The organism is Microbacterium sp. AISO3 (genome assembly GCF_002204305.1).
Classification (GTDB): domain Bacteria; phylum Actinomycetota; class Actinomycetes; order Actinomycetales; family Microbacteriaceae; genus Microbacterium; species Microbacterium arborescens.
Map to the genome: position 1 here is coordinate 121,975 of NZ_NHRF01000003.1, position 13,504 is coordinate 135,478.

Consider the following 13,504-nt stretch of genomic DNA (forward strand, 5'->3'; position numbering starts at 1 on the left):
CATCGTCACCCTGCTGGCGATGGGGCTGATCGCGGCGGGCGTGGGAACGATGATCTTCCTCCGCAACGCTCAGGTCGCGGCTCTCGACGGCAGCCTGCGGTCGCTGGCCCCCACCGACCTGGCGAGCACGGTGATGGATGTCTCCGTCGAAGACGGAATCGCCCTCTTCGAGGCGAAGGAGTCCCCGGCGCCGACCACCTTCGTCGTGGCGATCTACAGCGCTGAGGGCGAGCTGCTGTCGGTGGCGGGCGGGCCCGAGTCGATCCGCCCCGATCTTCCCGCCTCGTTCCCTCTCGATCGAACGCTCGTCAAGGGAACGGAGCCGTTCGAGCTCCCCGCCCGCCAGGGGAACGGGACCTTCCACGCGAGCGTCGACATCCTCCAGCCTGAGGGATCGCGAGAGAGCTACACGCAGCTCGTCGCGCTGCCGCTGACCTCGGTGACGCAGACCGTCGCGAACTTCATCAGCATCTACACCGTGATCGCCGCCCTCATCCTCGTGGCCGGTGCTCTCGGCACCCGCTGGCTCGTGACCCTCACCTTCCGCAGCCTCAGCCAGGTCGAGGAGACGGCGATGACGATCGCGGCCGGCGACCTGAGCCAGCGCATGGGCGACATCTCTCCCGGCACCGAGGTCGGCCGGCTGAAGATCGCCATCAACGCGATGCTCGACCGCATCGACACCGCCCTGGCCCAGCGCGACGCCACGGTCCAGCAGATGCGGCGGTTCATCGGCGACGCCAGCCACGAGCTGCGCACGCCGCTGGTGACGGTCCGCGGATATGCGGAGCTGTACCGCATGGGTGCGATCACCGACGCCGAGCACACCGCGCAGTCGATGGAGCGGATCGAGAAGGAGGCCGTCCGGATGAGCGGCCTCGTCGAGGACCTCCTGGCCCTCGCGCGCCTCGACGAACGCCGAGACCTGGTCATCACCCCCGTCGACCTGCGTCCGATCGCCCGTGATGCGGCGCTCGACACGCGAGCCGCAGCTCCCGAGCGCCAGGTGTCGGTGATCGAGTACTCCGATGAGACGTTGACCGTGGATCTGCCGACGGACACCGGGGCCGGGGCGACGGCCAAGCGCTCCGGCGGCGCCCGCAATCGCACGGGCCAGACGCTCGCCCGCCTGCGGCGACGTCCGAAGGACGACCGCGGCGCCCGCTCGGGATCGGAGTCGGGTTCGACGTCGCGGAAGGCGGATGCCGCGTCGGCGAGCACCTCGTCCGCCGCGGCCGCCGACACGAAGCCTCTGCTGCAGCCGGCCGAGCCGCCGCTCGTCCCCGTCGTGCTCGGCGACGAGAACCGCATCCGCCAGGTCGTAGCGAACCTCATCGGCAACGCCCGGCGCTACAGCCCCGAGGGCACTCCGATCGAGATCGCCGTGGGCCTGGACCGTGACGCCCGCATGGGATGGATCTCGGTGATCGATCACGGCGAAGGCATCCCGGAACCGCTGCGCGAGAAGATCTTCCAGCGGTTCTGGCGCGCCGACACGTCGCGCACGCGCGAGACCGGCGGGTCCGGCCTCGGCCTGTCGATCGTCGCGTCGATCGTCGAGGCGCTGCACGGCTCGATCGATGTCCAGGCTACGCCCGGCGGCGGCGCGACGTTCCGCGTCGCATTCCCCCTGGCCGATCGCCGCGAGGCCGCCGAGCACCTCTGGATCGAGACCCAGCCGCTGCCGCGTCTGCGCGACGAGCGCTGAGCGGGATGAGGGGCGCGGCTCCTCCCCGGCAGCGCCCAGCGTCGCTCTCTCCCCCGTCCGCCCGACCTGCGACCGCAGGCGGTGGGAGGGGCCCTAGCGTGTCGGCATCCCATCGCACGACGCAAGGAGCGACATGGCCATCTTCTCCATCGACAGCGACGCCGTGGCGAGTGCCACCGCCGCCATCCGAGCCACCTCGGGGCGCATCGAGAGCGACACCGGCGCCATGATGGCGCAGTTGACACAGCTGCAGGGGTCGTGGACCGGAAGCGCCGCACTCGCGTTCCAGGCGGTCGTCGAGCGCTGGCGCGCCGCCCAGCGCGAAGTCGAAGCGGCGCTCGGCGACATCGGATCGGCGTTGGATGCCGCGGGCCAGCAGTATCTGCACGCCGAGGCTGCGGCCGCCGGCCTCTTTCGCTGACCCGTCCGAAACGCGGAACGGCCCCTCCCGAAGGAGGGGCCGTTCTGTCTGCGATGGATCAGAAGTCCATGCCACCCGTGGGGTCGCCCGCGGGAGCCGGGGTCTTCTCCGGCTTGTCCGCCACGACCGCCTCGGTCGTGAGGAACAGGCCGGCGATCGACGCGGCGTTCTGCAGCGCGGAGCGCGTCACCTTGGCCGGGTCGATGATGCCCTGCTCGAACAGGTTGCCGTACTCGCCGGTCGCGGCGTTGAGGCCGTGACCGATCTCGAGCTCGGCGACCTTGTTGGCGACGACGCCCGGCTCGAGGCCGGCGTTCAGAGCGATCTGCTTCAGCGGAGCCTCGATCGCGACCTTGACGATGTTCGCGCCGGTCGCCTCGTCGCCCGAGAGCTCGAGACCCTTGAACGCGTTCTTGCCGGCCTGGATGAGCGCGACACCACCACCGGCGACGACACCCTCTTCCACAGCTGCCTTGGCGTTGCGGACGGCGTCCTCGATGCGGTGCTTGCGCTCCTTGAGCTCGACCTCGGTCGCAGCTCCGGCCTTGATGACGGCGACGCCACCGGCGAGCTTCGCGAGGCGCTCCTGGAGCTTCTCGCGGTCGTAGTCGCTGTCGGTGTTGTCGATCTCGCGGCGGATCTGGGTCACGCGGCCCTCGAGCTGAGCCGAGTCACCGGCGCCCTCGACGATCGTGGTCTCGTCCTTGGTGATGATGACCTTGCGCGCACGGCCCAGCAGGTCGACGGTGGCGTTCTCGAGCTTGAGGCCGACCTCTTCGGTGATGACCTGGCCGCCGGTGAGGATCGCGATGTCCTGCAGCTGAGCCTTGCGGCGGTCGCCGAAGCCGGGGGCCTTGACGGCAGCCGACTTGAAGATGCCGCGGATCTTGTTGAGCACCAGCGTCGCGAGAGCCTCGCCCTCGACGTCCTCCGCGATGATGAGGAGTTCCTTGCCCTCCTGGATCACCTTGTCGACGATGGGCAGAAGGTCCTTGATGTTCGAGATCTTCTGGTTCGCGATGAGGATGTACGGGTCTTCGAAGACAGCCTCCTGGCGCTCCGGGTCCGTGACGAAGTAAGGGTTGATGTAGCCCTTGTCGAAGCGCATGCCCTCGGTGAGCTCGAGCTCGGTGCCGAAGGTGTTCGACTCCTCGACGGTGACGACGCCTTCCTTGCCGACCTTGTCGATCGCCTCGGCGATCAGCTCGCCGATCGAGGCGTCAGCGGCCGAGATCGAAGCGGTGGCAGCGATCTGCTCCTTCGACTCGACCTCCTTCGCGTCGGCGAGGAGCTGGTCGGTGATGGCCTTGACGGCCTTCTCGATGCCCTTCTTGAGCGAGATGGGGTCCGCGCCGGCTGCGACGTTGCGCAGGCCTTCGCGAACGAGCGCCTGAGCGAGGACCGTCGCGGTGGTCGTTCCGTCACCGGCGACGTCGTCGGTCTTCTTGGCGACCTCCTTGACGAGCTCCGCACCGATCTTCTCGTACGGGTCGTCGAGCTCGATCTCCTTGGCGATCGAGACGCCATCGTTCGTGATGGTGGGGGCGCCCCACTTCTTTTCGAGCACGACGTTGCGACCGCGCGGGCCGAGCGTCACCTTGACGGCGTCGGCCAGCGTGTTCAGGCCGCGCTCGAGGCCACGGCGGGCCTCCTCGTCGAAAGCGATGATCTTTGCCATGTGTGTGTCGTCCCTCCCGGACGGTGGAGAACAGTCTTTAGCACTCGATGAACGTGAGTGCTAAAGCCATTCTGGCACTCGCCCATGGGGAGTGCAAGCCGCCCCGTCGGCGACCGGACCGGGAAACGACAGAGCGCGCCGCGATGGCGGCGCGCTCTGTGCGAGTGGTGCGATTCAGGCGACGACGCGCACCGATTCCGCTTGCGGACCCTTCTGCCCCGTCCCCACGGTGAACTCGACCGCCTGCCCTTCCTCGAGCACGCGGAAGCCGCTCATCTCGATGTTGGAGTAGTGGACGAAGACGTCCTGCCCCTCGTTCACGGTGATGAAGCCGAAGCCCTTCTCGGCGTTGAACCACTTGACGGTGCCCTGTGTCATGCGAATCTCCTGATGCTGTGCGACAGCGTCATCGTATGCAGGGCGCTCCGCCTGACCCGGCGCTTCCGGTCACTGTTGACACGGCCGCATCGAGAATTTCACGAGCGTGAAACACGCCCCCTCATTCACCCTCGGAAGAGCCGCCCGCCCGGTCCTCGCCGACCACCACGGTCAGCTGCTTGCTGGGGTTGCCGTCGGCCGCGTCGGGGCCCGCGTATGCCTCGCTCATCTCCACGTCCGCACCCCCGATGACCTGGGCGAGACCTCGCGCAGCGCCCTCGTCCTCCGCATTGACATAGAAGATCGTGGTCGTCGCGAAGTCATGAGTGCTGGCGTCACCCGCGTCGACGACATCCGAGTTCCACCCGGCGCCGACGACGGTGTCGCTGAGGGCGGTCGCCAGGCCGCGCTCGGAGGTGGCGTTGAGGATCAGCACCGGATAGGACGTGTCGACCACCGGATCGGCTTCCACGGGGGCTTGGACCACAGCCGTGGCGGTCGGTTCCGCCGGGAAGAGCGCGATCCGCCCGGTGACGATCATCGTGCCGACGATGCCCACCGCGACCAGGACGAGAACCGCGCCCGCGGCCCAGGCCAGAACGACGCCGGCACGGAGCCGGGGGTTCTCCGCCCGGTGGGCGCCGACTCGGGTGGTGTCGGCAGGGAGCTCGTCGAAACGGTCTTTCGGGTATGTCGTTGTCGGCACGGAGGAATGCTATCTGGCCAAGCTCCGCGTCACATGGCCGCGCGTTCGGCGCGCGAACGCTCCGCAGCCGCGCGCATGCGCCGCAGCCGGTGCACCAGCATGGGGTCGTGCGAAACCGCATCAGGCGAGTCGATGATGCGCCCCAGCAGCTGGTAGTACCGCGCCGGGCTCAACGAGAGCTCGGCGCGCACGGCCTCTTCTTTCGCGCCGCTGTGGGCACCCCAACGCGCCTCGAAGTCGAGGATCGAGCGGTCGCGATCGGAGAGTGCCACTCCTCCACGTTACGACCGCGGTCGCTCGGATCCGGGACGCCACTCCCACCACCGCCCGAGCGGGTCGGCTGCCGCGTCGATCTCGCCATCGAGCGCCACGGCGAAGCCACCCCGCCAGTCGCTCGGCTCACCCGACCACGCGTCGTGGGTCGCCGGGTCGTCGATCGTCAGCCATCGCCCGAGATCGCGGGCGCGCTCGATCACCCGCGAACGACGCTCACGCGGAATGTGGACGAGGACGCCGGGAGTGGTGATCACCAGCGTCGCCCCCGCCGGCGCGAGAGCCGCGGCCTCCGGCAGAAGGTCGAGAGCGTCTCCGGCGAACAGGAGGGGCGGGTCGGATGCCGCGACCGCCGCGGCCGCGCGGATCCGATCGGCCCGTCCGTTCTCGCCGGGCCAGACCAGCCGAGCCAGCCAATCGACGTCGCGAGGGTCGCGCACGTCGAGCGGGGCGAGGTCGATGCCGGCACGCCAGACGATGTCGGGATGCCGCACCTGCGGCATCCGCTCCCCCGCAACCGCGCTGACGAGCTCGACGTCCGAGACGCCGGTCACCGGATCCAGCCGCACCTCGCCTCCGTCTACGCCGACATATCGATACGAGTAGCGGTCGGGATATAGGCACAGCCCCGCGCTCGCCCCGACCTCCAGCAGCGCGATCGGGCCGGTCACCCGCGAGAGCGTCGGGAGGAGTGCCGCGCAGCGCAGGGGCTCGTTCGTCTGCACCGAGCGCGCGAAACTCTCCGAGACCACAGCCTCGGCATGCGCCAGCACCCAAGCGGCCCACGTTGGGGCATCGACGTCGCCCGACCCGAGCAGCCGGCACACCGCGAACACGAGCGGCGGCTGGCGGCGGTTCGCGGGAAGGCGCGAGAGCACCTCCTGCAGGGCCGGGTCCTCGACGACGCGCCACGCCCAGTCGGCGTACAGCTCGGAGCGGCCCGGAGCCTCGTCTGCGGCGAAACGCCGGTAACGCTCGATCACGGCGGCGAACTCGTCGGACATGAGGACATTCTCCGGGAACATCGACCCCCAACGTCGAGTTGAATAGAACGAGGCGAAGGAGCAGACATGACCTATTCCGTGAATAAGACCGACGAGCAGTGGCGCGAGGAGCTCACCCCCGAGCAGTACGCGGTGCTGCGGCAGGCCGGCACCGAACGCGCGTGGACCGGCGAGCTGCTCGATGAGAGCCGCGCGGGCCTGTACACCTGCGCCGCCTGCGGCGCCGAGCTGTTCCAGAGCGGCACGAAGTTCGACTCGCACTGCGGGTGGCCGAGCTTCTACGAGTCGGTGCGTCCCGAGGCGGTCGAGCTCATCGAGGACCGTTCGCACGGGATGGTGCGCACGGAGGTGCGCTGCGCGAACTGCGGTTCGCACCTGGGCCACGTGTTCCCCGATGGTTTCGGCACGCCCACCGGCGACCGCTACTGCATGAACTCGCTGTCGCTGTCGTTCACCCCCGAGCAGGAGAAGTGACCGGAGCCTTCGAGGCCGCCGGCGCACGCCGGTCGTGGTCGAAGGTCACCGACGAAGCACCCTCGCACGAGGAGCTCGCGCGGCTGGTCTCCGCCGCGGGGCGTGTCGCCGACCACTCTTCGCTGCGCCCGTGGCGGCTCATCGAGATCAGAGGCGACGGGCGCACGCGGCTGGGCCGCGCGCTGAACAAGGCCGAGGGCAAGCGCGGTGTCTCGACGAAGCCGATGCGCGCTCCGCTGCTCGTCGCGGTCGTCGCCAGCTACAGCAAGAAGAGCAAGGTCCCGCGGTGGGAGCAGGAGGCCGTGGCGTCCGGCGTCGCGCACATGCTGAGCCTGCTGCTCGACGAGGCGGGCTGGGGCGTGTTCTGGCGCACCGGGGGCGCGACGCGCTCCAAAGCCGTCGCGAAGGCGCACAAACTCGGTAAGCGCGAGGAACTGCTCGGGTGGCTCTATGTGGGCGGCAAGCCCGCAGACCGGGACTCGGGCCGACGCAAGACGATCGACGCCGAGGACTTCCTCAGCCCGATGCCCTGAACGCGTCAGGTGGGCGGCGGCCCGCCTGACCGCACCCGCCGTGTTGTCAGGCGACTGTCATCGAGCAGGTCGGACATGTCGACATCGAGGGCTGCAGAGATCCGTGCCAGCTCCTCGATCGACATGGCCGACGGACGCCGGACATGCAGGCGGCGCGCGAGCGTTCGCATCGGGATGCCGCTCGCCTCAGCCAGCCATTCCTGCGTCAACCGCTCATCCGCGAGGACCGCGCGGATGGACCGAGCCACTCGAGCGCTTAGCAAGCCGTCTGCCATATGGCAACACTATTGACACGCTTGCCACATGGCAATGGTTCCGCCAAACTTGGCACGTGCCCACAGGAAGAACGCCGGAACCCGGCCCGCTCAGCCACCATGTCGCGAATCTGCTCGCCGCCGAGATCGCCCGCCGCGGACTGCGGCAGACAGACGTCGCCGCACAGGCGGGCATGTCGGCCTCGCAGCTGTCGCGCGTCCTCGCCGTGAAGAAGGTCTTCACGCTCGACCAACTCGACGCGGTGTGCCGCGCCGTCGGCATCCCCATCGCGCAGGTCGTCGTGATGCCCGGCGAGCAGGCGCGGCACGCCCGCCGAACCGGCCGCATCGCACCCATCGATGTCGGACCGGCGCGCCGCACCGAGCGCGCGGTGGCCAAAGCGCCGCAGGACGACCTCGGCGGGGACGACGGTCGCGGATGACACGCCGCTCTGGACGGGCGGACACGATGGCGACAACTCCGCCAGACTTGGCACGTGCCCTCAGGAAAGACGCCGGAACCCGGCCCGCTCAGTCGTCATGTCGCGCACCTGCTCTCCATTGAGATCGCCCGCCGCGGACTGCGTCAGTCGGACGTCGCCGCGCGAGCCGGCATGTCGTCCTCGCAGCTGTCGCGGGTGCTCGCCGCGAAGAAGGTCTTCACGCTCGACCAACTCGACGCGGTGTGCCGCGCGGTCGGCGTCCCCATCACCCAGGTCGTCGACGTGCCGGGACAGCAGCCTGGCCGGGCCACCGGCGCGGCTTCCGTCCCCCGCATCGATGTCGGACCCTCACGCGATACTGAGCGGGCGGTGGCCAAAGCGCCACACGACGACCGCGGAGGGGACGACGGTGACGGATGACGAGCTTCTCGACACACTCGATCTTCTCGGCGTACGCGTGACCATCGACGAGCTGCCTCCCGACCGCGACGGCGAGTACGAGCACGGGCTTCGGATCGTCCGGCTCCGGCCGGGAATGGCCCGTCGCCTCCACCGGTCGGTCCTGGCACACGAGTGCGCCCACGCCGTCTACGGCGACGTGCCGCTTCGCGACCCGCACCACGCCGAACGGCAAGAGACGCGGGCCGACGAATGGGCGGCACGGACGCTGGTGTCGGTCGACGACTACGCGCGCGCCGAGAGCATCCACGACGGTCACGTGGATGCGATGGCCCTCGAGCTCGACGTCACCGTCGACCTGATCCGAGCCTTCCAACGCACGCTCCGACATCCTCGCGCCCCTCGCATGCCGGGCATCCCGACAAGCGCCTCCCGGTAGCACAGCGTTCCGCATGCAGCCGACCGCATGCGTCGAGACGTAAAATCGACGGATGCCCGGATGCGCCTCGAGCGCGGGTCGGAGGCAGAAGCCGCTGGCCACCGGAGACACCGCGGGAGTCGCATTGCACGGAAACGCCACCACTCGTTACGACGACGTCGCCCTCCTTTCGGTCGCGAGTGTCCTCCCCTCCCGCGTCACTTCTTCCGACGCGATCGAGGACCGATTGTCGGACGTGCTGCGGCAGCTCAAACTCAAGCCGGGCCTTCTGCGCCGGGTCGCGGGCGTGAACGAGCGACGCAACTGGGCTGCGGGCGAGTCCTCCGACGACGCGACGATCCAGGCGGGGCGCCGGGCGCTCGACGAGGCGGGCGTGCGTCCCGACCAGATCGGCCTGCTCATCAACACCTCGGTGTCGCGGAAGCATCTCGAGCCCTCCGTCGCGGTGCGACTTCATCACGGGCTCGGGCTGCCCACCTCGGCCATCAACTTCGACGTCGCCAACGCTTGTCTCGGCTTCATCAACGGCATGAGCCTCGCGTCGGGAATGATCCAATCGGGCCAGATCGACTACGCGATCATCGTCAACGGCGAGGACGCCGATGAGATCCAGGTCAACACGGTCGAGCGACTCAATCGCGGCGGCCTCGACCGCAACGGGTTCATGAGCGAGTTCGCCTCGCTCACCCTCGGCTCGGGCGCCGCCGCCGCCGTGCTGGGGCGTGCGAGCGAGAACCCCGGCGGACATCGCATCGTCGGCGGCGTGACCCGCGCGGCCACGCAGTTCCACGAGCTGTGCGTCGGGAGCGTCGACGGAATGTTCACCGATGCGAAGGCTCTCCTCAAGGGCGGTCTGGCGCTCGTCGTCGACGCCTGGAAAGAAGCGCAGTCGACCTTCTCGTGGTCCGGCATCGACCGTTACATCACGCACCAGGTCTCATCGGTGCACACCAACGCGATCGTCAAGGCCGTCGGCCTCGATCGCCGCCGCGTTCCGGTCACGTATCCCCAACTGGGCAACGTGGGACCGGCGTCCATCCCCATCACCCTGGATGCGGAGAAGGCGACGCTGCAGCGCGGCGATCGCGTGCTGCTCATGGGTGTCGGCTCCGGGCTGAACACCAGCATGCTGGAGCTCGCCTGGTGACCCCGGTGGCGCCGCGGGAGCTCCCCGGAATCGAGGGCGGCGTCTCGACGACCCGCGTCGTGGCCGGTGTCGGCGCCGACGCCGGATCGCAGCGACGCTGGCACCTGCTCGACACCGCTCCGCTGCTCGAGCGAGAGGGCATCACCCCGGTCGGGACGATCGTCGCGGTGCACGGCAACCCGACCTGGTCGTATCTGTGGCGCGCCCTCGTCGCGGCGTCGCTGCAGCGCGCACGGGCCGGCGGACCGGCGTGGCGCATCGTCGCCGTCGATCAGCTCGAGATGGGCTACTCCGAGCGCACGACACTGACGCGGGGCCTGCCGCAGCGCATCGACGACCTCGGTGCGCTGATCGATGAGCTCGGCATCACCGGCACGCTCGTCACCCTCGGCCACGACTGGGGAGGCCCGATCTCGCTGGGATGGGCCGTGCGCCATCGCGACCGCGTCGACGCCGTCGCCGTTCTCAACACCGCGGTGCATCACCCCGCCGGGATGCCACTGCCCTCGGCCCTGCGCGTCGCGGGAGCCCGATCGCTGCTGGCCACGACGACGATCAAGACGACCGCGTTCCTCGACACGACCCTCGCGCTGGCCGATCCTCCGCTCGCTCCCGAGGTGCGTGCCGCTTACCGGGCGCCGTACACGTCGAGCGGACTGCGGCGCGGCATCGGCGCATTCGTCGCCGACATCCCCGCCACGCCCGAGCATCCGAGCACTCCCGCCCTCGACGAGCTCGCAGGCGGCCTCGTCGACCTGACGGTGCCCGCCCTGCTGCTGCGCGGGCCGCGCGACCCGGTGTTCGGCGAGCACCATCTCGACGACCTCGCGCGCCGCCTTCCGCACGCCGACGTGCACCGCTTCGAAGGTGCCGGACACATGCTCGCGGAGGAGCGCCCGTACGCGGACGTCGTGCTCGACTGGCTCGACGACAACGGCCTGTCCTCCGGTGACGCGACTGACGCCCGTGACGTGGGTGAGCGCCGCATCCCCGCCGACGAGAAGGATGCGGACGACGACGCTCGCGCGTTCGTCCCGATCTGGCAGCGACTCTTCGACCGCAGCGACGACGACGACACCGCCGTGGTCGATCTCACCCGACGCGTCGGCGGGGAGCCGCTGGACGTCAGCTGGCGCGAGCTCGCGCAGCGTGTGGATCACCTCGCCGCGGGGTTCGCGGCGTTCGGAATCCGACGCGGTGACCGGGTCTCGCTGCTCGTGCAGCCCGGTCCGACGCTGACCGCCGTGCTCTACGCGTGCCTGCGTATCGGCGCCGTCGTGGTGGTCGCCGACCGGGGGCTGGGAATCCGCGGGCTCTCTCGCGCCGTCCGCGGCACCGAGCCCGCCTTCGTCATCGGCGAGCAGGCCGGCCTCGCGGCCGCACGCGCACTCGGGTGGCCGGGCCGGCGCATCTCGGCTCCGAATCTGCCCGCCCCGGCAGCCCGTGCGCTCGGCGTCGAGGCCTCGCTCGCCGAGATCGCCACCTCGGGTTCTCGCGGCGCGGTGCCGGCGCCGCCGTCTGCCGACGACGAAGCGGCGATCCTCTTCACCTCCGGCTCCACCGGCCCCGCCAAGGGTGTCGTGTACACCCACGCGCAGCTCGCCGCGCTCCGCGACACCCTCGGATCGCACTTCGACGTCACCCCCGATGTCGGGCTGGTGACGGGCTTCGCCCCCTTCGCCCTGCTGGGTCCTGCGCTCGGCACGCGATCGGCGACGCCGCGCATGGATGTCTCAGCGCCGCGAACGCTCACGGCGACCGCGGTCGCCGAAGCGGTCCGCGCCTCCCGTGCGCGCATCGTGTTCCTCTCTCCCGCGGCCGTGGCGAACGTCTGCGCGACGGCCGATGCGCTCACAACCGACGATCGCGCAGCGCTCGCGCAGGTGCGCACGTTCCTTTCGACCGGCGCGCCCGTGAGCATCGGCCTTCTGCGCCAGGCGCACGAGCTCATGCCCGAGGCCGAAGCTCACACGCCGTACGGCATGACCGAGTGCCTGCTCGTCACCGACGTCACCCTCGACGAGCTCGAGCGAACGCAGTCGGCGCCCGACGCCGGCGTCTGCGTGGGCACGCCGATCGGCACGGGCACGGTCCGCGTCTCCGGCCTCGACGCCGATGGCCGTGCAACCGGCGACCTCTCGGACACACCGCATGTCACGGGCGAGATCGTGGTCTCGGCGCCCCACCTGAAGCGCGGCTACCACCGTCTGTGGGCGACCGATCGCGAGGCGGTGCGAGGTACGGGCTCCCACCCCGGCCGCTGGCATCGCACCGGAGACGTCGGTCACTTCGACGCCGAGGGTCGGCTCTGGGTCGAGGGGCGGCTCCCCCATGTCGTCGTCACGAGTGACGGGCCCGTGACCCCGGTCGGTCCCGAGCAGCAGATCGAGAGGGTCGAGGGCGTCCGCCGCGCGGCCGTCGTGGGTGTCGGGCCCCGGGGCCGCCAGGTGTGCGTCGCCGTCGTCGAGACGACGCCCGGGGCGCGCCGGCCCGGCCTCGCCCCGTCGGCACTGGCCGAGCGCATCCGTGCGGCATCCGACTCCGCGATCGCTGCCGTGCTCGTCGTGCCGGCCCTGCCCACCGACATCCGGCACAACTCCAAGATCGACCGGTCGCGCCTGGCGGCGTGGGCCGAGCGCGTGCTCGCCGGCGAGAAGCCGAGCGCACCGTGATCGTCCTGGCCACCGGGGCATCCGGTTTTCTCGGTCGCGCTGTCGTCGCGGACCTGGTCTCCGCCGGGCACGAGGTACGCACCTTGCAGCGCCGCCCGTCCGGCGTCACCGGAGCGCACGACATCCGGGGATCGGTCACCGATGCGACCACCGTGGCGGATGCCGTGGCGGGCGCGGATGCCGTCGTCCACCTCGCCGCGAAAGTGTCGCTCGCCGGTGACAGACGCGAGTTCCACGACGTCAACGTCGGGGGTACGACGACCCTCCTCGATGCCGCCGCAGCGGCGGGAGTGTCGCGCTTCGTGCAGGTCTCCTCCCCCTCCGTCGCTCACGCCGGCTCCGCTCTCGCGGGCGCCGGGGCCGATCCCGCCGACCCCGTTCGCGCGCGCGGCGAGTACGCGCGAACGAAGGCCGAGGCCGAGCTGATCGCACTCGGACGCGACTCCGAGGCGATGCGCGTCGTCGCCGTGAGGCCGCATCTGGTGTGGGGCCCGGGCGACCCGCAGCTCATCGAGCGCATCGTGGCTCGCGCTCGACGGCACACGCTGCCGCTCCTGAACGGGGGCACGGCCCTCATCGACACCACATACGTCGACAACGCTGCGTCGGGCATCGTGGCCGCGCTGGAGCGAGCGGACGCCGTCGGCGGTCGCGCTTACGTGCTCACCAACGGCGAACCGCGACCCGTGGGCGACCTGATGGCGGGCATCTGCCGCGCAGCGGGAGCCCCCGAGCCGAAGCTGCGCCTGCCGGCTGCCGTCGCCCGTGCGGCAGGAGCCGCCGTGGAGAAGGTCTGGGACGTGCGTCCCGGCGCCGACGAGCCGCCGATGACGCGTTTCCTCGCCGAGCAGCTGTCGACCGCGCACTGGTTCGATCAGACGGAGATCCGGCGCGACCTGCGGTGGGCGCCGACCGTCTCGATCGATGAAGGACTCTCACGACTCGCGGAGCACTACGCCGCACACCGCTGAGACT

At 70.3% G+C, this 13,504-nt stretch carries 16 protein-coding genes; 10 read left to right on the forward strand and 6 right to left on the reverse strand.

Annotated elements, in window-relative coordinates; genetic code table 11:
* Positions 1 to 19 precede the first annotated feature (19 nt).
* Positions 20 to 1,708, forward strand: a complete 1,689-nt coding sequence (locus tag CBF90_RS05700) for a cell wall metabolism sensor histidine kinase WalK (protein ID WP_023954793.1) — start codon at positions 20 to 22, stop codon at positions 1,706 to 1,708.
* A 133-nt stretch (positions 1,709 to 1,841) separates the two neighbouring features.
* A complete protein-coding gene (locus CBF90_RS05705; protein WP_023954795.1) occupies positions 1,842 to 2,129 on the forward strand; it encodes a WXG100 family type VII secretion target in 288 nt (95 codons plus the stop codon).
* Between the two features lie 58 nt (positions 2,130 to 2,187).
* Here CBF90_RS05705 and groL read toward each other — a convergent pair whose 3' ends face one another.
* The 5 genes from groL to CBF90_RS05730 form a co-directional block, all read right to left on the reverse strand.
* Positions 2,188 to 3,807 (reverse strand): chaperonin GroEL, encoded by a 1,620-nt coding sequence (gene groL, locus CBF90_RS05710; RefSeq protein WP_088380129.1) that lies wholly within the window; start codon positions 3,805 to 3,807, stop codon positions 2,188 to 2,190.
* A gap of 174 nt (positions 3,808 to 3,981) precedes the next feature.
* Positions 3,982 to 4,185 carry a cold-shock protein gene (locus CBF90_RS05715; RefSeq protein ID WP_023954799.1) on the reverse strand — a complete coding sequence of 68 codons (204 nt, stop codon included), beginning with the start codon at positions 4,183 to 4,185 and terminating at the stop codon, positions 3,982 to 3,984.
* Positions 4,186 to 4,306: 121 nt separating this feature from the next.
* On the reverse strand, positions 4,307 to 4,891 hold the full coding sequence (locus CBF90_RS05720) for a LytR C-terminal domain-containing protein (RefSeq protein WP_088380130.1): 585 nt from the start codon (positions 4,889 to 4,891) through the stop codon (positions 4,307 to 4,309).
* A 29-nt stretch (positions 4,892 to 4,920) separates the two neighbouring features.
* Positions 4,921 to 5,163, reverse strand: coding sequence for a DUF3263 domain-containing protein (locus CBF90_RS05725; RefSeq protein ID WP_023954805.1), 243 nt, complete (start codon positions 5,161 to 5,163; stop codon positions 4,921 to 4,923).
* Between the two features lie 9 nt (positions 5,164 to 5,172).
* Positions 5,173 to 6,168, reverse strand: a complete 996-nt coding sequence (locus tag CBF90_RS05730; RefSeq protein ID WP_036306035.1) for a DUF2332 family protein — start codon at positions 6,166 to 6,168, stop codon at positions 5,173 to 5,175.
* Positions 6,169 to 6,234: 66 nt separating this feature from the next.
* Here CBF90_RS05730 and msrB point away from each other — a divergent pair, with 66 nt between their 5' ends.
* A complete protein-coding gene (msrB, locus tag CBF90_RS05735; protein ID WP_023954808.1) occupies positions 6,235 to 6,642 on the forward strand; it encodes a peptide-methionine (R)-S-oxide reductase MsrB in 408 nt (135 codons plus the stop codon).
* Positions 6,639 to 7,175: a nitroreductase family protein gene (locus CBF90_RS05740; protein WP_088380131.1), complete on the forward strand. Its 537-nt coding sequence runs from the start codon at positions 6,639 to 6,641 to the stop codon at positions 7,173 to 7,175. Before msrB ends, CBF90_RS05740 begins: the two co-directional genes overlap by 4 nt.
* A gap of 5 nt (positions 7,176 to 7,180) precedes the next feature.
* Here CBF90_RS05740 and CBF90_RS05745 read toward each other — a convergent pair whose 3' ends face one another.
* A complete protein-coding gene (locus tag CBF90_RS05745) occupies positions 7,181 to 7,450 on the reverse strand; it encodes a helix-turn-helix transcriptional regulator (RefSeq protein WP_023954813.1) in 270 nt (89 codons plus the stop codon).
* Positions 7,451 to 7,506: 56 nt separating this feature from the next.
* On the opposite strand from CBF90_RS05745, the gene CBF90_RS05750 reads away from it, so the two are divergent.
* The 6 genes from CBF90_RS05750 to CBF90_RS05775 all read left to right on the forward strand — a co-directional run bounded on the left by CBF90_RS05750 (position 7,507) and on the right by CBF90_RS05775 (position 13,500).
* Positions 7,507 to 7,872, forward strand: coding sequence for a helix-turn-helix domain-containing protein (locus CBF90_RS05750; protein ID WP_023954815.1), 366 nt, complete (start codon positions 7,507 to 7,509; stop codon positions 7,870 to 7,872).
* Positions 7,873 to 7,926: 54 nt separating this feature from the next.
* Positions 7,927 to 8,292: a helix-turn-helix domain-containing protein gene (locus CBF90_RS05755; protein WP_023954816.1), complete on the forward strand. Its 366-nt coding sequence runs from the start codon at positions 7,927 to 7,929 to the stop codon at positions 8,290 to 8,292.
* Positions 8,282 to 8,710, forward strand: a complete 429-nt coding sequence (locus CBF90_RS05760; protein ID WP_088380132.1) for an ImmA/IrrE family metallo-endopeptidase — start codon at positions 8,282 to 8,284, stop codon at positions 8,708 to 8,710. Before CBF90_RS05755 ends, CBF90_RS05760 begins: the two co-directional genes overlap by 11 nt.
* A 124-nt stretch (positions 8,711 to 8,834) precedes the next feature.
* Positions 8,835 to 9,857 carry a 3-oxoacyl-ACP synthase III gene (locus CBF90_RS05765; protein WP_233494957.1) on the forward strand — a complete coding sequence of 341 codons (1,023 nt, stop codon included), beginning with the start codon at positions 8,835 to 8,837 and terminating at the stop codon, positions 9,855 to 9,857.
* Complete coding sequence (locus CBF90_RS05770) at positions 9,854 to 12,529, forward strand: alpha/beta fold hydrolase (RefSeq protein ID WP_306460397.1); 2,676 nt, start codon at positions 9,854 to 9,856, stop codon at positions 12,527 to 12,529. Before CBF90_RS05765 ends, CBF90_RS05770 begins: the two co-directional genes overlap by 4 nt.
* A complete protein-coding gene (locus tag CBF90_RS05775) occupies positions 12,526 to 13,500 on the forward strand; it encodes an NAD(P)-dependent oxidoreductase (RefSeq protein ID WP_088380255.1) in 975 nt (324 codons plus the stop codon). The genes CBF90_RS05770 and CBF90_RS05775 overlap by 4 nt, the downstream gene beginning before the upstream one ends.
* Positions 13,501 to 13,504 lie beyond the last annotated feature (4 nt).

Excerpts from the sequence above, each read along its gene's own strand:
- CBF90_RS05730 (WP_036306035.1), bottom strand. The coding sequence starts at position 6,168 with ATGTCCGACGAGTTCGCCGCCGTGATCGAGCGTTACCGGCGTTTCGCC.
- groL (WP_088380129.1), bottom strand. The coding sequence starts at position 3,807 with ATGGCAAAGATCATCGCTTTCGACGAGGAGGCCCGCCGTGGCCTCGAG.
- msrB (WP_023954808.1), top strand. The coding sequence starts at position 6,235 with ATGACCTATTCCGTGAATAAGACCGACGAGCAGTGGCGCGAGGAGCTC.
- CBF90_RS05745 (WP_023954813.1), bottom strand. The coding sequence starts at position 7,450 with ATGGCAGACGGCTTGCTAAGCGCTCGAGTGGCTCGGTCCATCCGCGCG.
- CBF90_RS05700 (WP_023954793.1), top strand. The coding sequence starts at position 20 with ATGGGGCTGATCGCGGCGGGCGTGGGAACGATGATCTTCCTCCGCAAC.
- CBF90_RS05705 (WP_023954795.1), top strand. The coding sequence starts at position 1,842 with ATGGCCATCTTCTCCATCGACAGCGACGCCGTGGCGAGTGCCACCGCC.
- CBF90_RS05715 (WP_023954799.1), bottom strand. The coding sequence starts at position 4,185 with ATGACACAGGGCACCGTCAAGTGGTTCAACGCCGAGAAGGGCTTCGGC.